Source organism: Pseudomonas sp. 382 (assembly GCF_002759075.1).
Taxonomy (GTDB): domain Bacteria; phylum Pseudomonadota; class Gammaproteobacteria; order Pseudomonadales; family Pseudomonadaceae; genus Aquipseudomonas; species Aquipseudomonas vlassakiae.
This window is the reverse complement of record NZ_PEMX01000032.1, coordinates 42,596-63,923: the sequence shown is the minus strand read 5'-3', so window position 1 is coordinate 63,923 and position 21,328 is coordinate 42,596. Positions and strand designations below refer to the sequence as shown.

Below are 21,328 nucleotides of genomic sequence, written 5' to 3'. Positions count from 1 at the left end.
CGAAGCCGATGCCGTGGTTTTGTGTGGGGAGGAAAAAAGCCGCGCATCATACCAGCATGCTCGGCGGGGGCCTATGGCCGTTGGGGAATGGGTAATACTTAGCCTGTGCCGGCCTCATCGCGGGTAAACCCGCTCCCACAGGTACGGCGCTGCTCTCGAAACCCCTGTGGGAGCGGGTTTACCCGCGAAGAGGCCGGCACAGGCGAAAGATCAACCGTTGTGCAAACGGTCCCGCTTGGCCAGTGTGGGGAACAGTTTTATCCACACCCCGGTCACCACCAGCGTGCCCACGCCGCCCAGCACCACCGCCGGCACCGTGCCGAACCAGTGCGCCGTCACCCCGGACTCGAACTCGCCGAGCTGGTTCGAGGCACCGATGAACAAGCCGTTCACCGCGCTCACCCGCCCGCGCATCTCGTCCGGCGTCTCCAGCTGCACGAAGGCGCCGCGGATCACCATGCTGATCATGTCCGCCGCGCCCAGCACCACCAGCACCGCCAGCGAGAACCAGAACGAGGTCGAGAGGCCAAAGGCGATGGTTGCCACACCGAACAGCCCGACTGCGGTGAACATGGTGCGGCCGACTTTGCGCTCGACCGGGAACCGCGCCAGCCACAGCGACATCAACAGAGCCCCGACTGCAGGTGCGGAACGCAGCAGGCCCAGGCCCCACGGGCCGGTGAGCAGGATGTCCTTGGCAAATACCGGCAGCAGCGCGGTGGCGCCACCCAGCAGCACGGCGAACAGGTCCAGCGAAATGGCCCCGAGAATGTCCGGCCGGCTGCGGATGAAGCGGATCCCGGCCATCAGCGATTCAATACTGGCGCGGCCGCGCTGGGGCACTTGCTGGCGCGAGTCGAGGCTGAGCATGAGCAGGCAGGCGACGGCATACAGGGCAACGGTCGGGCCGTACACCCAGATGCTGCCGAACGCGTACAGGAAGCCGCCCACGGCAGGAGCGACGATGGTAGCCGCCTGGGTTGCCGAGGCGGAGGCGGCTACCGCTCGCGGGAACAGCCCTGGCGGCACGACGTTGGGGAGCAGCGCCTGGGTCGCCGGCATCTCGAATGAGCGGGTGGCACCGAGCAGGAAGGCCAGGGCGAAGATCAGTTCGCGGCTGACATTGTCGGTGGCACTGCCCACGGCCAGCGCCAGGGCGATAAGCCCCTGCAAGGTCTGGCACAGCGCCGCCACCTTGCGCCGGTCATAGCGGTCGGCAACATGCCCGGTATGCAGCATGAACAGCACCCGAGGCGCGAATTCGACCAGGCCGACCAGGCCCAGGTCGAGCACATTGCCGGTCAGCTGGTAGAGGTGCCAGCCAATGGCCACGGTGAGCATCTGGAAGCCACTGGCGGTGAACACCCTGGCCAGCCAGAAGGCGATGAAAGGGCGGTGATGACGCAACAACTGCGGTGCGGAATCGGACATCGGGAACCTGTTGGTCTCGGCGCAGTAGAGGGGCTCGCAGCGTATCATCTGTTTGTAACAACCGGTTACTGTTTGCCGTGATCGGCACTTTCTCATGCCTCGCGAAAGGGGGTGGGGCAACCGGTCACGCGGCAAACAACCGCACGGCCCAGCGGGCCATTCGGGACTATGCTTTTTAACAGTCGTTGATCTGGATCAATCGTTGCTTTTGCAACAGATGGGCAACGAACGGGCAACGAATTGGCCTTCGGGCCGGAATCCCTGCGATCGAACAGAACAATTCCAAGATGCCGCACTCGACTACCGTGGGGGCAGTGGGCGACGGGGCCACAAGCCCAGACGCCGGATTATCTGAAGAGGAAGCACCATGTTCGGAATAGAGGCCTTAGAGCTCGCCCGAATGCAGTTTGCCTTTACCGTGTCGTTCCACATCCTGTTCCCGGCCATCACCATTGGCCTGGCGAGCTACCTGGCGGTTCTCGAAGGCCTCTGGCTGCGGACCGACAAGCAGGTCTACCGTGATCTCTATCACTTCTGGTCGAAGATCTTCGCCGTCAACTTCGGCATGGGCGTGGTCTCCGGGTTGGTCATGGCCTACCAGTTCGGCACCAACTGGAGCCGCTTCTCGGAATTCGCAGGTTCAGTCACCGGCCCCTTGTTGACGTATGAAGTGCTGACGGCATTCTTCCTCGAGGCGGGCTTCCTCGGCGTCATGCTGTTCGGCTGGAACCGGGTCGGGCGCGGCTTGCATTTCTTTTCCACGTGCATGGTGGCGCTGGGCACGCTGGTGTCGACCTTCTGGATCCTTGCCTCGAACAGCTGGATGCACACCCCGCAGGGCCACGCGATCGTTGATGGCAGGGTGGTGCCGATGGACTGGTTCGCGATTGTATTCAACCCATCATTCCCCTTCCGCCTGATGCACATGGCCACTGCTGCTTTCGTCGCCACGGCCTTTTTCGTCGGCGCCTCGGCGGCCTGGCACCTGCTGCGCGGGCGGGACAACCCTGCCGTGCGCAAGATGCTGTCGATGGCCATGTGGATGGCCCTGATCGTCGCGCCGGTGCAGGCGGTGATCGGTGACTTCCATGGTCTGAACACGCTGAAGCATCAGCCGGTCAAGATTGCAGCCATCGAGGGCCACTGGGAAAACCAACCGGGTGAGCCGACCCCGCTGATCCTGTTCGGCATTCCCGACATGAAGGCCGAAACCACCCATTTCAAGATCGAGATCCCGGTGCTCGGCAGTCTGATTCTCACCCATAGCCTGGACAAGCAAGTCCCTGCCATGAAGGAATTCCCTGCCGAGGACAGGCCCAATTCGACCATTATCTTCTGGTCGTTCAGGGTCATGGTCGCCATGGGTCTGTTGATGATTGCCGCAGGGCTTTGGAGCCTGCTGTTGCGCAGGGGGGGCAAGCTCTACAGCTCACGCCCGTTCCTGCATTTCGTGATGTGGATGGGGCCCTCCGGACTGCTGGCCATCCTGGCAGGCTGGATCACCACTGAGGTCGGGCGCCAGCCGTGGGTGGTCTACGGCCTGATGCGCACTGCCGACGGTGTCTCCAACCACAGCTACGCCCAGCTCGGGTTTACCTTGATCGCGTTCGTGGTGGTGTATTTCGCGCTGTTCGGTACAGGCTTCGCCTACATGATGCGTTTGGTCCGCAAAGGGCCTCATACCGGCGAAGGCGATGATCAGCGGCCGGGTGGCCCAGGCCAGAAACGTACCCCGGCACGGCCATTGTCGGCCGCCGACGAGGGCAGCGATGCCGTCTCCGCCAACCTGAGCAAGGGGAACTGAGCCATGGGTATCGACCTTTCGCTGATCTGGGCTGTGATCATCATCTTTGGCGTCATGATGTACGTGGTGATGGACGGCTTCGATCTGGGGATCGGCATGCTTTTTCCCTTCGTCAAGGGCGAGCGTGACCGTGATGTGATGATGAATACCGTTGCCCCCGTGTGGGACGGCAACGAAACCTGGCTGGTGTTGGGCGGTGCCGGTTTGTTCGGGGCGTTCCCGATGGCCTATGCAGTGGTGCTCGAGGCGCTGTACTTGCCACTGATCCTGATGCTGATCGGCTTGATCTTCCGCGGTGTGGCGTTCGAGTTTCGCTTCAAGGCGACGGCCGAGAAGCGTCATATCTGGGACAAGGCGTTCATCGGCGGCTCGCTGGTCGCGACGTTCTTCCAGGGCGTGGCCTTGGGGGCCTTCCTCGAAGGCTTCAAGGTGGTCGACCGGCATTTCGCCGGTGGCACCCTCGACTGGCTGACACCGTTCAGCCTGTTCTGCGGCCTTGGCCTGATCGTCGCCTACACCCTGCTGGGCTGTACCTGGCTGATCATGAAGACCGAGGGCGGCCTGCAAACGCGAATGCACGACCTCGCACGGCCTTTGGCGCTGGTGCTGCTGGCGGTGATCGGCATCGTCAGCCTGTGGACCCCGATCGCGTATCCACAGATTGCCGACCGCTGGTTCAGCATGCCCAACCTGTTCTGGTTCATGCCGGTGCCGTTGCTGGTGCTGGTGACCTTCTACGGCCTGCTCAAGGCGGTGGCGCGCGATGCTCACTACACGCCATTCCTGCTGACCCTGGTGTTGATCTTCCTGGGTTACAGCGGGCTGGGCATCAGCCTGTGGCCGAACATCATCCCGCCGTCGATCTCGATCTGGGACGCCGCCGCGCCACCGCAGAGCCAAGGTTTCATGCTGGTGGGCACGCTGTTCATCCTGCCGTTCATCCTCATGTATACCTTCTGGAGCTACTACGTGTTCCGCGGCAAGGTAACCCATGAAGACGGCTATCACTAGGAGGGTCCCATGATGAACGGTAAACATGGCCTGGAAGACAAGAAGCCGCTGTGGCAGCGGCTTGGCTGGCTGCTGCTGATCTGGGCGATGAGCGTGGCTGCGCTGGGCGTGGCCGCCTGGGTGATGCGGCTGTTCATGGGGGCCGCAGGCCTGACCACCCATTGAGTGCAGGGGGGGCGCGACAGGCGCCCCCCTGCTTTTATTTACGCGCCTTGAGGACCACGAACTTCGGTGTTGCAGCGACTTGCTCGACGCCGCGGAACAGCCGCGCCAGCTTGCTGTGATAGCCCAGATGGCGGTTGCCGACGATGTACAGCGCGCCCCCGACCACCAGCGCCTCGCGCGCCTGCTGGAACATGCGCCAGGCGAGGAAGTCACCGACCACCTGCTGCTGGTGGAAGGGTGGGTTGCACAGCACGACATCCAGCGATTGTTTTTCAACGCCCGCCAGGCCGTCCCCCGGCATGACCGTGACTGGCCGTTCACCCAAAGCGGCCTGCCAGTTCTCCAGCGCCGACTGCACTGCCATGTACGACTCATCGACCAGGGTGTACTGCGCATCAGGGTTTGCCAGCGCGCTGGCAATCGCCAGCACGCCGTTACCGCAGCCCAGGTCGGCTACGCGGGCGTTGCCCAGGCCACGGGGCAGGTGGGGCAGGAAGGCGCGGGTGCCGATGTCCAGGCCCTCGCGGCAGAACACATTGGCATGGTTGAGCAGTTCCAGTGCTGGTTTGTCGAGCGTGTAGCGGGTCGGGTAGGGCGACCTCGCGGCCGGACGCTCGGCGACCGTGGCGGTCAACAGGCGCGCCTTTTTCTGTGCCAGCGAAGCCTGTACCGGGCCGATGTACTTTTCCAACAGGTCACCGGCCGCCCGCGGCAGGTGCTTGATCATGGCTCCGGCAATCACCTGGGCGCCGGGTGCCAGGTGGCCTTGCAGGCGGATCAGTTGTTCTTCAAGCAGTGCGAGGGTTTTCGGCACGCGCACCAGTACGCGGTCGAACGGGCCTTGCCAGTGCTCGCTGGCCGGCACGAAGGGCACGCTGTCGAACGCCTTGCCATTGCGCGCCAGGTTTTTCTCCAAGGCCATGTGCGCCAGGTGCGAGTCGCCGCTGCTGATCACCTGCAGATGGTCGACCAGGCTGGCCGCCAGGGCGCCGAAGCTGTCGTTGAGCACCAGTACCCGGCTGCCAGCGTCCAGGCCTTGGGCATGCAACTGCTCGAGCAGGTATTCATCAGCGGCATCGAAGGCCTGCAACGGGTCGTTAGCCTGGTCCGGCTGGCGGATCAGGTCGAGTTCGGCGAAGGGGGTGGTCAACAGGGGCATGGCATCTGGCTCGGGTACGGATCTGCCGATGGCGGTTCGCCACGGGCTTTGGCACGCGATTCTACAGGGCTTTGTCCGAGGCCGCAGGCCCGGCTACTGGTCGATCAGGCCGCGCATCATGGCGATGGCGATGGCACCGGACTTGTTGGCAGCGTTGGTCTTGGTGATGATGCTACGAATATGGAAGTTCACCGTGCTCTGCGACAGTGACAGGATGCAGGCCACGTCGGCTGCTGTCTTGCCAGCGGCTGACCATTTGAGCACTTCGATTTCCCGGTCGCTCATTTTGAGCGGGGTGCTGAGCCGGGCCAGGTGATATTCACTGACGATCGCGTGCAGGGTGTGACACAGCCACTGCACTTTGCCGGCTTTGTCATAAAGCTCGGTGATGGCTACAGCATTGCTCGGCCTGCACACGCTGACCTGGCTCTCATTGTGCTGCAGGTCATGCAGGGACTGCGTCCAGCCATGACGCAGGCCGTGCGCACAGGCCTGTTCACGGTATTCGGGTACTTCCTTGTACAGCTCATCGGTCCACAATACCGGCATGGTCGAGCTATGGCTTCGGGTTGCCGCAGCGTCCTGTTTGTAGAATTCATCACGCTGGTAGCGCTCTATCCACGCCTCTGGATAGTTGCTGTACAGGTACAGCCTTGGCGATTGGGCAGCCAGTTGAATGCGCACTTTCAACCCTAGAAACGCCATATCCAAGTCTTGCGCCAGGTGCACTGCGAGGTCGAACACTTTATGTGGCGTGCTTTCGCTGATCAGTCGATGAAGATGCTCATGATTCCATTGAGGCATCTGTCTCACTCCCTCGGCGGTTACCGTTCAAACCGTTCCATGACGGGATGATTGTAGGAAAAGGCCGACTGTTATGTTGGGTTTTTTTGTTATAGAGGCCGCTTTTTTCATGTAGCGACGCGGTCGTCTTGTTGTGCCCCTACTTTCCGGCGGTTTTTATCCAGGCCGCTTTGCGCGACACTGGGCGCACGCCTTACACGGAGCCCGTCATGACCGCCAGTGCCGAGAAATTTACCCGCCAGACCCTGCTCGATGTCCAGCCGCTGACGCCGAACCTGTTCAGCCTGCGGGTGACGCGCGATCCAGGGTTTCGCTTCCGGGCTGGCCAGTTTGCCCGGCTGGGCGTAGCCAAGGCCGATGGCAGCGTGGTCTGGCGTGCCTATTCGATGGTCAGTGCCCCCCATGACGAATACCTCGACTTCTTTTCAATCGTGGTGCCGGGTGGCGAATTCACCAGTGAACTGAGCCGCCTGGGCCAGGGCGATACCTTGTTGATCGACCGTCAGGCGTTCGGTTTCCTGACCCTGGATCGCTTCGTCGGTGGCCGAGACCTGTGGCTGCTGGCGACCGGCACCGGCATCGCACCCTTCATGTCGATCCTGCAGGACTTTGAAGCCTGGGAGCGTTTCGACAACATCAAGCTGGTGTACTCGGTGCGCGAGGCGAGAGAGCTGGCTTATGTAGATGCCATCGCCGGTTTGGAGCAGCGCGATTACCTGGCCGAATACGCTGGCAAGCTGCAGTTCATTCCGGTGGTGACCCGTGAGCTGCATCCCGGGGCTTTGAATGCGCGCATCACCACGCTGATCGAGAATGGCGAGCTGGAGAAGGCGGCGGGGCTGGAATTGTCGCCCGAGCATTCGCGGATCATGCTGTGTGGCAACCCGGAAATGATCGACGAGACACGCAAGGTGCTCAAGGCGCGTGACCTGCAACTGAGCCTGAGCAAGCGGCCGGGGCAGGTGGCGGTGGAAAACTACTGGTGATGCAAAGGGGCCGCAATGCGGCCCCAGCCATTTCAGGGCAACCGATTCTGGTTCTGTGCCTTGAGCAGGTCACGAATCTCGGTCAGCAGGGTTTCCTGCGGGGTGGGTACTGGCGGCGCGGTCGGTGCCACGGCCTCTTCGCGTTTGAGGCGGTTGATCGCCTTCACACCCATGAAGATGGCGAAGGCGACGATGAGGAAGTCGATCACCGTCTGGATGAACTTGCCGTAGGCCAGCACCACCGCCGGTACATCACCTTCGGCAGCTTTCAGGGTGATGGCCAGGTCGCTGAAGTCGACGCCCCCGATCAACAGTCCCAGTGGCGGCATGACCACATCACCGACGAAGGACGAGACGATCTTGCCGAAGGCCGCGCCGATGATGATACCGACCGCCATGTCGACGACATTGCCTTTGACCGCGAAGGCCTTGAACTCACTGATCATGCCCATGTTTGGTTCCTTGTAACAAATGGTGAGGTTAACGCAGTGTAAGCCACTAAAACGCTTCATGCGTTGGCTTCAGGGGTAGTGACTGCGGTTAGAACGTTTAGTTTTGTCGCATCTCGAACGGTTCGAGACACGTCGGCCTCGGCTATCATGGCGGTTTTTTCCAGGAGACCCTGCCCATGGCCAAGGCCAAGCGCTTGTATGGCTGCACCGAGTGCGGCGCGACCTTCCCCAAATGGGCCGGCCAGTGCGCCGACTGCGGGGCCTGGAACACCCTGGTCGAAACCATGATCGAAAGCGGCGGCGCGGCGGCCCCCAGCGGCCGCGCTGGCTGGACCGGGCAGCAGGCGCAGATCAAGACCCTGGCCGAAGTCAGCGTCGAAGAGATCCCACGCTTCACCACCAGCAGCACCGAACTCGATCGCGTGCTCGGCGGTGGCCTGGTCGATGGTTCGGTGGTGCTGATTGGCGGTGACCCCGGGATAGGCAAGTCGACCATCCTGCTGCAGACGTTATGCAACATCGCCGTTGGCATGCCCGCGTTGTACGTCACCGGTGAAGAATCGCAGCAGCAGGTGGCCATGCGCTCGCGGCGCCTGGGCCTGCCCCAGGACCAGCTCAAGGTGATGACCGAAACCTGCATCGAAACCATCATCGCCACCGCCCGGGTGGAAAAACCCCGGGTCATGGTGATCGACTCGATCCAGACCATCTTCACCGAGCAGTTGCAGTCCGCCCCTGGCGGCGTGGCCCAGGTGCGCGAGAGCACGGCGTTGCTGGTGCGCTATGCCAAGCAGAGCGGTACGGCGATCTTCCTGGTGGGCCATGTCACCAAGGAAGGCTCGCTGGCCGGGCCTCGGGTGTTGGAGCACATGGTCGATACCGTGCTGTATTTCGAGGGTGAGTCCGACGGCCGTCTGCGCCTGTTGCGGGCCGTGAAGAACCGCTTCGGCGCGGTCAACGAACTGGGCGTGTTCGGCATGACCGACCGTGGCCTGAAAGAAGTGTCCAACCCGTCGGCAATCTTCCTCAACCGTACCCAGGAAGAAGTGCCCGGCAGCGTGGTGATGGCTACCTGGGAAGGTACCCGGCCAATGCTGGTCGAGGTGCAGGCGCTGGTCGATGACAGCCACCTGGCCAACCCACGGCGGGTCACCCTGGGCCTGGATCAGAACCGCCTGGCCATGCTGCTGGCTGTACTGCATCGGCATGGGGGTATTCCCACCCACGACCAGGACGTGTTCCTCAACGTGGTCGGTGGGGTGAAAGTGCTGGAAACGGCTTCCGACCTGGCGTTACTGGCAGCGGTGATGTCCAGCCTGCGCAACCGGCCGTTGGCCCATGGGCTGCTGGTGTTTGGCGAGATCGGTTTGTCGGGCGAGGTGCGGCCAGTGCCCAGTGGCCAGGAGCGCCTGAAAGAAGCGGCCAAGCATGGCTTCAAGCGTGCCATCGTGCCCAAGGGCAATGCGCCGAAGGAGCCGCCTGCGGGGTTGCAGGTGATTGCCGTGACCCGCCTGGAGCAGGCCCTGGATGCCTTGTTCGAGTGATCTTTAACCTGTACCGGCCTCTTCGCGGGCACGCCCGCTCCCACAAGAAACCGCGTATCCCTGTGGGAGCGGGCGTGCCCGCGAAGAGGCCGGTACAGGAAAATGAAAAAGGGGAGCCGACGATGCGCATCGGCTCCCCCCACGGCACCACTCAGTCAGTGGTCAATGTTCGGCAACCGCACTGCGCCTGGGCGCCTGGTTACCGTGCTCGTCCAGCTCCATTACCGGCACTTCGTTGCCCTCGGCATCGAACAGCTTGCCATCCTTGAAGTAGTCACCGTCACGCAGGCATGAGATGTCCGAGTACTGGATGGTGCGCTCGTAGGCTGCGGCGAATACCGACTGGTTCTCCGAGTTGCCCGTCTGGAAGTGGTTGAACAGCAGGTTCAGCAGGATGGCCATGATTGCCGCCGAGCTGATGCCCGAGTGGAAGATGGTCTCGAACCAGTTCGGGAAGTTGTGGTAGAAGGTCGGCGCAGCGATCGGGATCATGCCGAAGCCCAGCGAGGCCGCGACGATGATCAGGTTGACGTTGTTCTTGTAGTTGACCTTCGACAGCGTGCGGATGCCGCTGGCGGCCACGGTGCCGAACAGCACGATGCCCGCGCCACCCAGCACCGGTGTCGGTACGGCGGCAATCACCCGGCCCATCACCGGCAGCAGGCCGAGCACCACCAGGATCACGCCACCGGTGGCAACCACGTAGCGGCTCTTGACCCCGGTCACGGCCACCAGGCCGACGTTCTGGGCAAACGCGCTTTGGGTGAAGGAGCCAAAGATCGGCGCCAGGATGCTCGATGCCATGTCGGCGCGCAGGCCGTTGCCCAGGCGCTTGGAGTCGACCTTGGTGTCGATGATTTCACCCACGGCGAGGATGTCGGCCGAGGTTTCCACCAGGGTCACCATGATCACGATGCACATCGACAGGATCGCGGCGATGTGGAATTCCGGCATGCCGAAGTGGAACGGGGTGGGGAAGGCGAACATCGGGCCTTCGCTGACTTTGCTGAAGTCGGTCATGCCCAGCGCCCAGGCGATCAGCGTGCCAACCACCATGGCCAGCAGGATCGACAGCCGCGAAATGGTTGCGCTGCCGAGTTTGCTCAATACCAGGACAATGGCGAAGGTCAATGCCGCCAGGCTGATGTTGGCGACGCTGCCGAACTCTGGCGATGCACTGTTACCTCCCATCACCCAGCGCGCGGCAACCGGCATCAAGGTCAGGCCAATGGTGGTGATGACGATGCCGGTCACCAGCGGCGGGAAGAACTTGGTGATGCGTGAGAACACCGGGGTGATCAGGAAACCGATCACCGAAGCCGCCATGACCGCGCCGAGCACACCCGGCAGGCCACCACCGCCCTCACTGCTGAGGATGGCGCCCATGGTCGCCACGCCGGCGAATGAAACGCCCTGTACCAGCGGCAGCTGGCAACCGAAGAATGGGATACCTAGCGTTTGCAGCAGGGTCGCCAGGCCACCGGCAAACAGCGAAGCGGCGATCAGCATGCCGATTTCGGCACCGTTGAGGCCGGCTGCCTGACCCAGGATCAGGGGTACCGCGACGATCCCGCCATACATGGTCAACACATGCTGCAGACCATAAGCCAGGTTGGCACCCAGCCCGAGGTTTTCGTCCTCGGGGCGCTGGGCGGGAGACGTGCTAGGGGACGTAGTCATGGAGCAGGCTCTCTGTTTATTGTTGTGCCGCTACTGTAGACATTTCCTACAAAGTATTGCTACATGAATTGTATACAATATTTTGATCGGAGCGCGAACAGCGGGCCTTGCAATGTGTGCAAAACCTCAATGCAGAAGGCGTACCAAGTTCTTCAATACGGTGCTAGAGGGGTGTGTACAAAGCACTGCTACCCAGGCAGAAAGCTGTCTGGGTAGACAAGAAACGGAAGGTGGGAAGGCTGTTAGTCAGCTAACAGATTCTATTCTTCGATCAGTTCGCGCAGCTCACGCATCATTTCGGTGCCGTCGGCGAGGTTCAATTCCACAAGACGGTGCAAATGGCTCATCGACTCGACGTCGATGTACAGGCAGACGAAGCCCAGACGGGTGGCTTCTTCGTGACGCAGTTCGACTTGCATCTGCACACGGACATCGCGATCGAGGTGGATGATGGCATCGAAATCCTGGGTCAGGTCAGCGTCCCAGGGCAAGGGGCGTTCGATCAGCAGGCCCTTGAGCGACAGGTCCAGCAGCTTCACCGGCCAGCGGCGGTCGCCCTGGCGCAGTTCGGTGGGGGCGTCGAAATCGATACGCTGGAAACGGCGACGGTCGTCGGCAGAAGTGGTCATGGCAGGCCCCTCGTCAGATGCACTGACTATAGACCAGCCATGGCCACTCCTGTCGATCTGACCTGCCGGGGATCACGAGCCGAAGAAGTTCAGGTCGACCACTTGGTAGAAGGCCTTGTCAGTCTCGGCAATTTCCCATACCCCGAGCAGTACATGATATCCCTGGCGCTCAGGCAACTGCAGGGTATGAATGGTAGGTTGTGCGGGCCACATTTCTTCGTCGGGGAAGCTCCAGTATGGCTTCCGTTCATTGAGGAATGTGGCAAGCGGCTCAGGCTCGAACTGGGCGCGCGCAAGCGGCGCCTTGGGGTCCCAGCCCTCTTTGGTGATGAAATAGTTGAAGCGGCGATACTTGTGGCGTGCACTGAAACTCCAGACAAAATCGAAGGCCTTGCCGCTGGTCACATCATGCTTGTCCCAGTCGACATCTGTCCGGTCCAGGTAAGTGGCGGCCGGCCTCTCGCCACTGGCGATCTTGCCATCGACGGGGGGTGGGATATTGCGGACATCATCCGGGGCGTAGGGGTCGGCCAGTTTTCCGTCCGTCTCCGGGAAGAACTTGCCACTTTCGATCCCATATTGGAGGTTACCTTCGATAAGGCCTCGCTCTTCTGCGAAGCACGCCCGTGACTTTGGCTTTGTAATCGCACCGTGGAGGGGGGTGATTGGGCCAGAGTTCTGGTTACCGCCTGATTTATCCGATGGCATGGTGGTCATTCTCCGTTCACGAAGGGTGAGGACGCAAAGTTTCAGCACCCGTCGATTCGAAACCGTGTGTCCATTCAGAGCCAATCCGAGTGCCTGGTCATTAGATGCGCACGTAATGTGCTCAACAACTGGCAAAAATGTCAGGTTGGTTCAGTTGACGGTTATCGGCTGAACGTGGCCGCGTGGGGAAAGGTACCGGGGCTCTAGCGCGGGCGGTTGCTTGTAGCAGCAAGCTCAATTCGGGATGGTAAACACTCCAAGCAAGCCCTAGACTCAAAGGGCTGTCTATTCCAACCACTTAGCTGGAAGCATGCCATGAACAACAATAACAGCCTGCTACGCCACATCCCGTGGCTGGCGCTGGCGGTCATAGGGGCCTGCGCGCTGGGTGTCGTCGCCCTGCGTCGCGGCGAGGCGATCAATGCCTTGTGGATCGTGGTCGCCGCGGTGGCCATCTACCTGGTCGCCTACCGTTACTACAGCCTGTTCATCGCCACCAAGGTGATGCAACTCGACCCTCGCCGAGCCACCCCCGCGGTACTCAACAACGACGGTCTGGACTACGTTCCGACCAACAAACACATCCTCTTCGGTCACCACTTCGCTGCCATCGCTGGTGCCGGCCCGCTGGTTGGCCCGGTACTCGCCGCGCAGATGGGCTACCTGCCCGGCACGCTGTGGCTGATCGCCGGCGTGGTGCTGGCCGGTGCAATGCAGGACTTCATGGTCCTGTTCCTCTCCACTCGCCGCAACGGTCGCTCGCTGGGCGACATGGTGCGCGAGGAGATGGGCCGCATCCCGGGTACCATCGCCCTGTTCGGCTGCTTCCTGATCATGATCATCATCCTCGCGGTGCTGGCGCTGATCGTGGTCAAGGCCCTGGCCGAGAGCCCATGGGGCATGTTCACGGTGATGGCAACCATCCCGATCGCGATGTTCATGGGCGTGTACATGCGCTACATCCGCCCGGGCCGCATCGGCGAGATCTCGGTGGTTGGCGTGGTGCTGCTGCTGGCGTCGATCTGGCTGGGGGGCCAGATTGCTGCCGATCCAGTCTGGGGCCCGGCGTTCACCTTCACTGGCGTGCAGATCACCTGGATGCTGGTTGGCTACGGCTTCGTTGCCGCTGTGCTGCCGGTATGGCTGGTACTGGCGCCGCGTGACTACCTGTCGACCTTCCTCAAGATCGGTACCATCATTGCCCTGGCGATCGGTATCCTGGTGACCATGCCCGAGCTGAAAATGCCGGCGCTGACCCAGTTCACCGACGGCACCGGCCCGGTGTGGAAGGGCACCCTGTTCCCGTTCCTGTTCATTACCATTGCCTGCGGTGCGGTGTCTGGCTTCCACGCTCTGATTTCCTCGGGGACCACGCCGAAGCTGCTGGACAACGAAGCCAACGCCCGTTACATCGGCTACGGCGGCATGCTGATGGAATCGTTCGTCGCCATCATGGCCATGGTTGCCGCCTCGGTGATCGAGCCGGGCGTGTACTTCGCCATGAACAGCCCGGCCGCGGTGGTTGGCGCCGACGCAGTTTCGGTGGCGCAAACGGTCAGCAGCTGGGGCTTCCTGATTACCCCTGAGCAGCTCGAAGCGGTAGCCCGCGACATCGGCGAGCACACCGTACTGGCCCGTGCCGGTGGTGCACCGACCCTGGCGGTGGGCATCGCGCAGATCCTGCACCAGGTGTTGCCGGGTGAAAACACCATGGCCTTCTGGTACCACTTCGCGATCCTGTTCGAGGCGCTGTTCATCCTTACCGCGGTGGACGCGGGTACCCGTGCCGGTCGCTTCATGCTGCAAGACCTGCTGGGCAGCTTCGTGCCGGCGCTCAAACGCACCGAGTCGTGGACTGCCAACCTGATCGGCACCGCCGGCTGCGTGGCGCTGTGGGGTTACCTGCTGTACCAGGGCGTGATCGACCCACTGGGCGGCATCAACACCCTTTGGCCGCTGTTCGGTATTTCCAACCAGATGCTGGCCGGGATCGCCTTGATGCTTGGCACCGTGGTGCTGATCAAGATGAAGCGCGAACGCTATATCTGGGTCACTCTGGTGCCGGCTGCCTGGCTGCTGATCTGCACCACTGCGGCGGGCCTGATCAAGCTGTTCGACCCGAACCCGGCGGTCGGCTTCCTGGCCCTGGCCAAGAAGTACAGCACGGCGCTGGACGCTGGCCAGGTATTGGCTCCCGCCAAGAACATCGACCAGATGCAGCACGTGATCTTCAACGCCTATACCAACGCCGGCCTGACCATTCTGTTCCTGCTGGTGGTGTTCAGCGTGCTGTTCTTCGCCCTCAAGGTCGGCTACGCCGCCCTCGGCCGCAAAGAACGCACCGACAAGGAAACCCCGTTCCAGGCCCTGCCTGACGCTTGAGAGGACCGCAGTGATGTTCAACGACTTGGGTCGACTGGGTAAGTACCTGGGGCAGGCAGCCCGCCTGATGGTCGGCATGCCCGACTACGACAACTACGTCGAGCACATGCGCAACAAGCACCCGGACAAACCGGTGATGACCTACGAGGCGTTCTTCCGCGAACGCCAGGAAGCACGTTACGGTGGCAAGTCCGGGCCCAAGTGCTGTTGAGTCCAAGGCCGGCGCAGTCCTTGTAGGAGCGGCCTTGTGTCGCGAAAGGGCTGCGAAGCGGCCCCGGCAATATCTGCTGTGAAGCTGAAAACTTGGGGCCGCTCTGCGGCCCTTTCGCGACACAAGGCCGCTCCTACAGGATTGCGGCCTTTCTTTTTCTACTGTGCAGGAGATTTTTGCGTGCACACGCCCATTCCCGTAACGGTCCTCACCGGTTTCCTCGGTGCCGGCAAGACCACGTTGCTCAAGCACATGCTCAAGGCCGAGCACGGGCTGAAGATCGCCGTGATCGAGAACGAGTTCAGCGAGGCTGGCATCGACAGCCAGTTGCTTGGTGACGAGCCGGTACAGGTCATGACCCTGGCCAACGGCTGCGTATGCTGCAGCATCCATGGCGACCTGACCCGCGCCCTGTACCTGCTGCTCGAACGCCTGGACACTGGCGAGATCGCCTTCGACCGCCTGGTGATCGAATGCACCGGCCTGGCCGACCCGGCACCCGTGGCACAGACCTTTTTCATCGATGAAGAACTGCGCGATCGCTACATCCTCGACGGCATCATCACCCTGGTCGATGCTGCCCATGCCGAGGTGCACCTGACCCAGACCATCGCCCAGGCCCAGGTCGGTTTTGCCGATCGTCTGCTGCTGAGCAAGACCGACCTGGTCGAACCGGCTGCAGTGGAGGCCCTGCGCGAGCGCCTGGCGCGGATCAATGGCCGGGCGGCCATCCGTGTAGTCGAGCATGGCCGCATCGACCTCGCCGAGCTGCTTGATGTGCGCGGCTTCAACCTTAACCCGGACCTGGGTGCCAACCTGAAGCCAAGCCTGCGCCCGGTGCTCAAACCGGCCACGCCAGACCGGATTTCCACCCTGGTGTTGCGTACCGAGACCGCCCTGGACATCGACCGCCTCAGCGAATTCATGAACCAATTGCTGGAAGAGCACGGCAAGCAGCTGCTGCGCTACAAAGGCGTGCTGAACATCGCCGGCGAGGAGCGTCGCCTGGTGTTCCAGGGCGTGCTCAAGCTCTACGGCTTCGACTGGGATGCCGAATGGGCGGCAGACGAGCAGCGCGAGAGCGTGATGGTGTTCATCGCCGATGAACTGCCCGAAGCTAAGATTCGGGCTGGGTTCGAGGCGCTGGCTGCGGGCTGAGCTGGCGCGGGGGCTGAGCCTCGAACCACTGCGGCCAGGAGCTGCGGTGGCGTGTCTCGACCTCGATGCACGGGATCAGTCGCTCAGTGAGCACGGCGGTTTGCCGCACGGCCTTGGCGGTGCGGTACTTGACGCTGTGGATGCACTCACGGTCGCCAAACTCGCAGCGGTTCAGCGCCGTGCCACCGCAAGGGCCGTTGGCCAGGCCCTTGGGGCAGGTTTCCGGGCAGGTGTAGAGGGTGTCTTCCAGGCGGCAGCGGCCGCAGGTGTCGCAGCCAATCAACGGGCGTTTGACCGCCCGTTCCAGCCCGTGCAACACCCGGGCCCCACGCTTGGTTGCCCACAGTGGCTGGCGCACGGCCCAGCCGAACGCCTTGCTGAGCCAGTGGCTGCGGCTGAACAGCAGCGAATGGGCACTGTGCAACAGGTGATAACGGACTTTCTCCTTGCCTGAGGCGCTGACGGTCGATTCACCTTGGCGCCAGTTGCCCTGTGGCGGATGGAACGCCACGATGGGCAGGCCTGGCATCTGCCAGCTGTCGGCCCAGGCGGGCGCCCAGTGCTCCAGCGAATGGATCTGCGCTTGCCAGTGTTCCAGGCGCTCTTCCAGTGCCAGCAGCTGTTTGAGTTCGTGAATCCCCGACAGGTGCACGCCTGCATACCCCATCAGCTTCACACCGATAATCTGCAAGGCAAGGCGGTCGACGCTGCGCGCCTGGGCGAAAGCCTTGGACACCTTGCTTTCGGCTTCAAGCAGGTCGCGCATCGAAGGCGAGACGGTTACCCCAGCCACATGCTCGAGCATCGTCGCGCGGCCGTGGGTCAGGCTCATCAGGCAGGCCAGCATCGGTTTGGGCGAGGCCTGGCGCTGCATCCAGTGGATGGCTTCCTGGTGCTTGCTGGCATCGAAGCCCAGTTGCAGGGTGAGGAAGTCGGCGCCGGCGGCGAGCTTTTTCTCCGCCTTGAAGTACTGTGCGCCGCCTTCTTCCTCGTGGTACTTGAACGGGTTCAGTGCCGCCCCGAGCAGCCAGTTCGGGCACGCCTGGCGCGCAATCAGCAGGGCCGCGACCGACTCCAGATAGCGCACCGGGCGTTCACCGGGTTGGTGCCCGGGCAGGCGGTCGCCCGTGAGTAACAGCAACTGATTGAGGCCAGCGGCGTCCATGCGCTGCAGCTGAGCCAACAGATGATGGCGTTCGCGGTCCTTGCCCGAAAAGTGCGGCAAGGCGGGGAGCGGGGTGTTGAAGGAGGGGAGGGCGTCCAGCGGTGACATGTCCAGCGGGCTGCCCACGCGGTCGCCGATGGCGACGGTCATCGGCCAGCCACACAACTGCCCGCGGGCCATGATCGCCTCCATCGCGGCGAAGCGTTCCGCCGAGGGCTTGGGCACGAATTCCATTACGCAGACGAAGTGTTTTTCGCGCAGCGCGGCTTTCAGCAGGCTCATGGCTCGAGGGCACCTGGAGTTTTCAGGTTGGCATTGTGCGGCAGTTTGTCGGTCGGGCCATGTCTGAATACGTAGGCTGCTGCTCTGAACAAGACATTCAGGTTGGTCGGCATCATGAGTATTTCTTGAGTTCATCTCAAATTTTATGAGTTTGTCTCAGGCGTGTGCTGACTGGAAAATTCCCTTATTCATTTAGGCACTCTTTTTCGAACTCTGAGGGACAAGACATGGCACTGGCGCACAACCTGGGCTTTCCACGCTTTGGCAGTGACCGCGAGTTGCGTGCCCGCCACTGGCAAGTGCAGAAAGACGCCGGCATCGAGCTGCTGCCAGTCGGCGACTTCGCCTGGTGCGATCAGCCGTTTGCCCAAGGCTGGGAGCAACTGTTCGACGAAGTGACAGAAGCCAAGGCTTTGGGCCATGCAGTCAAACCGGTGGTCATCGGCCCGTTGACCTACCTGTGGCAGGCCAGCCAGGACAGCGCCATCCTCGACGAGCTGGAACACCTGCTGCCGCTGTATGACCAGGGCCTGAACCGCCTGGCTGCCCTGGGGGCGGAGTGGGTGCAGATCGATGAGCCGATCCTTTCGCAGGAGCTGCCGCAGGATTGGAAGAACGCTTTTGAACGCGTTTACAACATCCTTCAGCGTGCGCCGCTGAAGAAGCTGATCGCCACTTACTTCGGTGGGCTGGAAGGCAACCTCGGCCTGGCCGTCAACCTGCCGGTCGATGGCCTGCACATCGACCTGGTGCAGGCCCCCGACCAGTACCAGACCCTTCTTGACCGGCTTCCGGCCTACAAGGTGCTGTCACTCGGCCTGGTCGACGCCGGCAACGTCTCGCCTTGCGACCAGGAGAAGACCTTGGACCTGCTGCGCGATGCCCACGACCGCCTGGGTGAGCGGCTGTGGGTGGCGACAGACTGTTCGTTGCTGCACAGCCCGGTGGACCAGGCCGTGCAGAAGTGTCAGGAAGTTGCGCTGCTGGCCAGGGCTATCAATGAGGCGGCTGCCACCGAGTTGCGCGCTTCTGCCTGATCAACGTTCGATCGCCAGTGCGACACCCTGGCCACCACCAATGCACAGGGTGGCCAGCCCCTTCTTGGCATCACGCTTGATCATTTCGTGCAGCAAGGTCACCAGCACCCGACACCCCGACGCACCGATCGGATGGCCCAGGGCAATCGCCCCGCCGTTGACGTTGACCTTGCTCGCATCCCACTCCAGCGCCTTGCCCACCGCCAGCGCCTGCGCGGCAAAGGCTTCGTTGGCTTCGATCAGGTCAAGGTCGGCCAGCTGCCAGCCTGCCTTGTCCAGGCAGCGCTGGGTCGCCGACACCGGGCCTATGCCCATGATCGCCGGGTCCACGCCCGCGCTGGCATAACTGGCAATCTTCGCCAGTACCGGCAGCCCCAGGGCCTGGGCCTTGCTGGCGCTCATCATCAGCACCGCGGCGGCGCCGTCGTTGAGGCTGGACGCGTTGCCAGCGGTGACGCTGCCGTCCTTCTTGAAGGCCGGGCGCAGCTTGGCCAGCGAATCGGCAGTGGTGTCCGGACGGGGTTGTTCGTCACGGTTGAAGACTTTCGGCTCGCCTTTTTTCTGTGGCATCACGATCGGGGTGATCTCGTCCTTGAAGCGGCCCGCTTCGATCGCTGCCACGGCCTTGCGCTGCGACTCGGCGGCAAAGGCGTCCTGCTGTTCACGGCTGAGGCCGTATTTGTCCACCAGATTCTCGGCGGTGATGCCCATGTGGTAGTCGTTGAAGGCATCCCACAGGCCGTCGCTGATCATGCTGTCGATCAGCTGGCCATGGCCCATGCGCTGGCCGGTGCGGGCGGAGGGCATCACGTAGGGGGCCAGGCTCATGTTCTCCTGGCCACCGGCGATCACCACCTCGGCGTCACCGCAGCGGATGGCCTGGGCCGCCAGGTGCAGGGCCTTCAGGCCCGAACCGCAGACCTTGTTCAGGGTCAGTGCCGGCACGCTGTAGGGCAGGCCGGCCTTGATCGCGGCCTGGCGCGCCGGGTTCTGCCCGGCACCGGCGGTGAGCACTTGGCCGAGGATCACTTCATCGACCTGGGCCGGGTCCAGCCGGGTCTGCTCCAGCAACTGCTTGATCACTGCTGCACCGAGGTCGACGGCCGGCACATTGGCCAGGGCACCCTGGAAGCTGCCGATGGCGGTACGGGTTGCGGCGACGATGACCACGTCGTTCATGTTGTTGTTCTCCGGGCAATGGGCGTAGTGCTGCCAGCATCTGCCGCTTTGGTTGATTTGTTAAGTTTGTTTTTCTTTGTGATTGATGTGAAAAGCCAATCAATGAGGGTGCAGACGAACCGCGGTTTTGCATCCCCCTGATCAGCCCGTAATATGTGTCGGATAACCTGCGGGGGTAGTCTCACCCTCTGATCAAACGGAATCGCCCCTATGGCGATTCCCCGGCATACACTGACGAGGTACAGACATTGGCCATCATTCATCCTAAGGTTCGCGGTTTCATCTGCACCACGACTCACCCGAAGGGCTGCGAGCTCAACGTCCGTGACCAGATCGAAGCCACCCGCAAGCTGGGCGTGCGCGAGGATGGCCCGAAGAAGGTCCTGGTCATCGGCGCTTCCAGCGGCTACGGCCTGGCAGCCCGCATCACCGCGGCCTTCGGCTTCAAAGCCGACACCCTGGGCGTGTTCTTCGAAAAGCCAGGTACCGAGACCAAGGCCGGTACCGCTGGCTGGTACAACGCCGCCGCCTTCGACAAGTTCGCCAAGGCCGAGGGCCTGTACAGCAAGTCGATCAATGGCGACGCCTTCTCCGATGAAGCCCGTGCCAAAGTCATCGAGCTGATCAAGAACGAAATGGGTGGCAAGGTCGACCTGGTCATCTATTCGCTGGCTTCGCCCGTGCGCAAGCTGCCGCACACCGGCGAACTGGTGCGTTCGGCATTGAAGCCGATCGGCCAGCCGTACAAGTCGACTGCCATCGACACCAACAAGGACACCATCATCGAGGCCAGCATCGAGCCGGCCACCGAGCAGGAAATCGCCGACACCGTGACCGTCATGGGCGGCCAGGACTGGCAACTGTGGATCGACGCCCTGGCCGGCGCTGACGTGCTGGCCGAAGGCGCGCGCACTGTGGCCTTCAGCTACATCGGCACCGAAATCACCTGGCCGATCTACTGGCACGGCGCCTTGGGCCAGGCCAAGCAGGACCTGGACGAAACCGCACTGCGCCTGGACAGGAAGCTGGCCGCTGAAGTGAAGGGCGGCGCCAATGTGGCCGTGCTGAAGTCGGTGGTCACCCAGGCCAGCTCGGCCATCCCGGTGATGCCGCTGTACCTGTCGATGGTGTTCAAGATCATGCAGGAAAAGGGTGTTCACGAAGGCACCCAGGAACAACTGGACCGCATGTTCCGTGATCGCATGTACCGCGCCGATGGCGCCCCGGCCGAGGTCGACGAGAAAGCCCGCCTGCGCCTGGACGACTGGGAACTGCGCGACGACGTACAGGACGCCTGCAAGGCCATGTGGCCACAGGTCACCACCGAGAACCTGTTCGAACTGACCGACTACGCCGGTTACAAAAAGCAGTTCCTCAACCTGTTCGGCTTCGAGCGCGCTGACGTCAACTACGACGAAGACGTGGCGACCGATGTGAAGTTCGACTGCATCGAGCTGTAAACGCTGCAGGCCTGTACCGGCCTCTTCGCGGGCAAGCCCGCTCCCACAGGTTCTCCACTAGCCTCAGGCATGGCGATACTT

General features: G+C 62.4%; 19 protein-coding genes. 10 read left to right on the top strand and 9 right to left on the bottom strand.

What is annotated here, in order from left to right; genetic code table 11:
* Positions 1–210: 210 nt before the first annotated feature.
* Positions 211–1,431 carry an MFS transporter gene (locus tag CQW31_RS25295; RefSeq protein ID WP_054887140.1) on the bottom strand — a complete coding sequence of 407 codons (1,221 nt, stop codon included), beginning with the start codon at positions 1,429–1,431 and terminating at the stop codon, positions 211–213.
* A 367-nt stretch (positions 1,432–1,798) separates the two neighbouring features.
* Between CQW31_RS25295 and CQW31_RS25290 the strand changes: the two genes are divergently transcribed.
* The 3 genes from CQW31_RS25290 to CQW31_RS25280 are packed head-to-tail and all read left to right on the top strand — an operon-like array spanning position 1,799 to position 4,411.
* A complete protein-coding gene (locus tag CQW31_RS25290; RefSeq protein WP_054887139.1) occupies positions 1,799–3,235 on the top strand; it encodes a cytochrome ubiquinol oxidase subunit I in 1,437 nt (478 codons plus the stop codon).
* A 3-nt stretch (positions 3,236–3,238) separates the two neighbouring features.
* Positions 3,239–4,246 carry a cytochrome d ubiquinol oxidase subunit II gene (cydB, locus tag CQW31_RS25285; protein ID WP_054887138.1) on the top strand — a complete coding sequence of 336 codons (1,008 nt, stop codon included), beginning with the start codon at positions 3,239–3,241 and terminating at the stop codon, positions 4,244–4,246.
* A gap of 9 nt (positions 4,247–4,255) precedes the next feature.
* The gene (locus CQW31_RS25280; RefSeq protein WP_054887137.1) at positions 4,256–4,411 is read left to right on the top strand and encodes a DUF2474 domain-containing protein; all 156 of its coding nucleotides are present in this window, start codon (positions 4,256–4,258) and stop codon (positions 4,409–4,411) included.
* Positions 4,412–4,445: 34 nt separating this feature from the next.
* Here CQW31_RS25280 and CQW31_RS25275 read toward each other — a convergent pair whose 3' ends face one another.
* Both CQW31_RS25275 and CQW31_RS25270 read right to left on the bottom strand, forming a co-directional pair.
* Positions 4,446–5,570 carry a methyltransferase gene (locus CQW31_RS25275; protein ID WP_054887136.1) on the bottom strand — a complete coding sequence of 375 codons (1,125 nt, stop codon included), beginning with the start codon at positions 5,568–5,570 and terminating at the stop codon, positions 4,446–4,448.
* Between the two features lie 93 nt (positions 5,571–5,663).
* Positions 5,664–6,374, bottom strand: coding sequence for an autoinducer binding domain-containing protein (locus CQW31_RS25270; protein ID WP_099815679.1), 711 nt, complete (start codon positions 6,372–6,374; stop codon positions 5,664–5,666).
* A 209-nt stretch (positions 6,375–6,583) separates the two neighbouring features.
* Here CQW31_RS25270 and CQW31_RS25265 point away from each other — a divergent pair, with 209 nt between their 5' ends.
* The gene (locus CQW31_RS25265; RefSeq protein WP_054887134.1) at positions 6,584–7,360 is read left to right on the top strand and encodes a ferredoxin--NADP reductase; all 777 of its coding nucleotides are present in this window, start codon (positions 6,584–6,586) and stop codon (positions 7,358–7,360) included.
* Between the two features lie 32 nt (positions 7,361–7,392).
* Here the strand turns inward: CQW31_RS25265 and mscL are convergent, their stop codons facing one another.
* Positions 7,393–7,812, bottom strand: coding sequence for a large-conductance mechanosensitive channel protein MscL (gene mscL, locus CQW31_RS25260; protein WP_054887133.1), 420 nt, complete (start codon positions 7,810–7,812; stop codon positions 7,393–7,395).
* A gap of 176 nt (positions 7,813–7,988) precedes the next feature.
* Here mscL and radA point away from each other — a divergent pair, with 176 nt between their 5' ends.
* Positions 7,989–9,356 carry a DNA repair protein RadA gene (gene radA, locus CQW31_RS25255; RefSeq protein WP_054887132.1) on the top strand — a complete coding sequence of 456 codons (1,368 nt, stop codon included), beginning with the start codon at positions 7,989–7,991 and terminating at the stop codon, positions 9,354–9,356.
* A 162-nt stretch (positions 9,357–9,518) separates the two neighbouring features.
* On the opposite strand, the gene CQW31_RS25250 is transcribed toward radA, so the two are convergent.
* From CQW31_RS25250 to CQW31_RS25240, 3 genes are all read right to left on the bottom strand, one after another.
* Positions 9,519–11,036, bottom strand: coding sequence for a nucleobase:cation symporter-2 family protein (locus CQW31_RS25250; protein ID WP_054887131.1), 1,518 nt, complete (start codon positions 11,034–11,036; stop codon positions 9,519–9,521).
* Positions 11,037–11,296: 260 nt separating this feature from the next.
* On the bottom strand, positions 11,297–11,665 hold the full coding sequence (locus CQW31_RS25245) for a PilZ domain-containing protein (protein WP_054887130.1): 369 nt from the start codon (positions 11,663–11,665) through the stop codon (positions 11,297–11,299).
* Positions 11,666–11,737: 72 nt separating this feature from the next.
* The gene (locus tag CQW31_RS25240) at positions 11,738–12,382 is read right to left on the bottom strand and encodes a lytic polysaccharide monooxygenase auxiliary activity family 9 protein (protein WP_256218713.1); all 645 of its coding nucleotides are present in this window, start codon (positions 12,380–12,382) and stop codon (positions 11,738–11,740) included.
* Positions 12,383–12,688: 306 nt separating this feature from the next.
* Here CQW31_RS25240 and CQW31_RS25235 point away from each other — a divergent pair, with 306 nt between their 5' ends.
* The 3 genes from CQW31_RS25235 to yjiA all read left to right on the top strand — a co-directional run bounded on the left by CQW31_RS25235 (position 12,689) and on the right by yjiA (position 16,124).
* Positions 12,689–14,755, top strand: a complete 2,067-nt coding sequence (locus CQW31_RS25235) for a carbon starvation CstA family protein (protein WP_099815678.1) — start codon at positions 12,689–12,691, stop codon at positions 14,753–14,755.
* A gap of 13 nt (positions 14,756–14,768) precedes the next feature.
* Complete coding sequence (locus tag CQW31_RS25230) at positions 14,769–14,966, top strand: YbdD/YjiX family protein (protein ID WP_054887128.1); 198 nt, start codon at positions 14,769–14,771, stop codon at positions 14,964–14,966.
* Positions 14,967–15,146: 180 nt separating this feature from the next.
* The gene (gene yjiA / locus CQW31_RS25225; protein WP_054887230.1) at positions 15,147–16,124 is read left to right on the top strand and encodes a GTPase; all 978 of its coding nucleotides are present in this window, start codon (positions 15,147–15,149) and stop codon (positions 16,122–16,124) included.
* Here yjiA and CQW31_RS25220 read toward each other — a convergent pair.
* The gene (locus tag CQW31_RS25220; protein WP_099815677.1) at positions 16,084–17,571 is read right to left on the bottom strand and encodes a methylenetetrahydrofolate reductase C-terminal domain-containing protein; all 1,488 of its coding nucleotides are present in this window, start codon (positions 17,569–17,571) and stop codon (positions 16,084–16,086) included. The genes yjiA and CQW31_RS25220 overlap by 41 nt on opposite strands.
* Before the next feature lie 227 nt (positions 17,572–17,798).
* Between CQW31_RS25220 and CQW31_RS25215 the strand changes: the two genes are divergently transcribed.
* The gene (locus tag CQW31_RS25215; RefSeq protein WP_099815676.1) at positions 17,799–18,608 is read left to right on the top strand and encodes a 5-methyltetrahydropteroyltriglutamate--homocysteine methyltransferase; all 810 of its coding nucleotides are present in this window, start codon (positions 17,799–17,801) and stop codon (positions 18,606–18,608) included.
* On the opposite strand, the gene CQW31_RS25210 is transcribed toward CQW31_RS25215, so the two are convergent.
* Positions 18,609–19,787, bottom strand: a complete 1,179-nt coding sequence (locus CQW31_RS25210) for an acetyl-CoA C-acetyltransferase (RefSeq protein ID WP_099815675.1) — start codon at positions 19,785–19,787, stop codon at positions 18,609–18,611.
* 248 nt (positions 19,788–20,035) lie between these two features.
* On the opposite strand from CQW31_RS25210, the gene fabV reads away from it, so the two are divergent.
* Entirely contained in the window at positions 20,036–21,247 is a 1,212-nt protein-coding gene (fabV, locus tag CQW31_RS25205; RefSeq protein WP_099815674.1) for an enoyl-ACP reductase FabV, read from the top strand.
* Positions 21,248–21,328 lie beyond the last annotated feature (81 nt).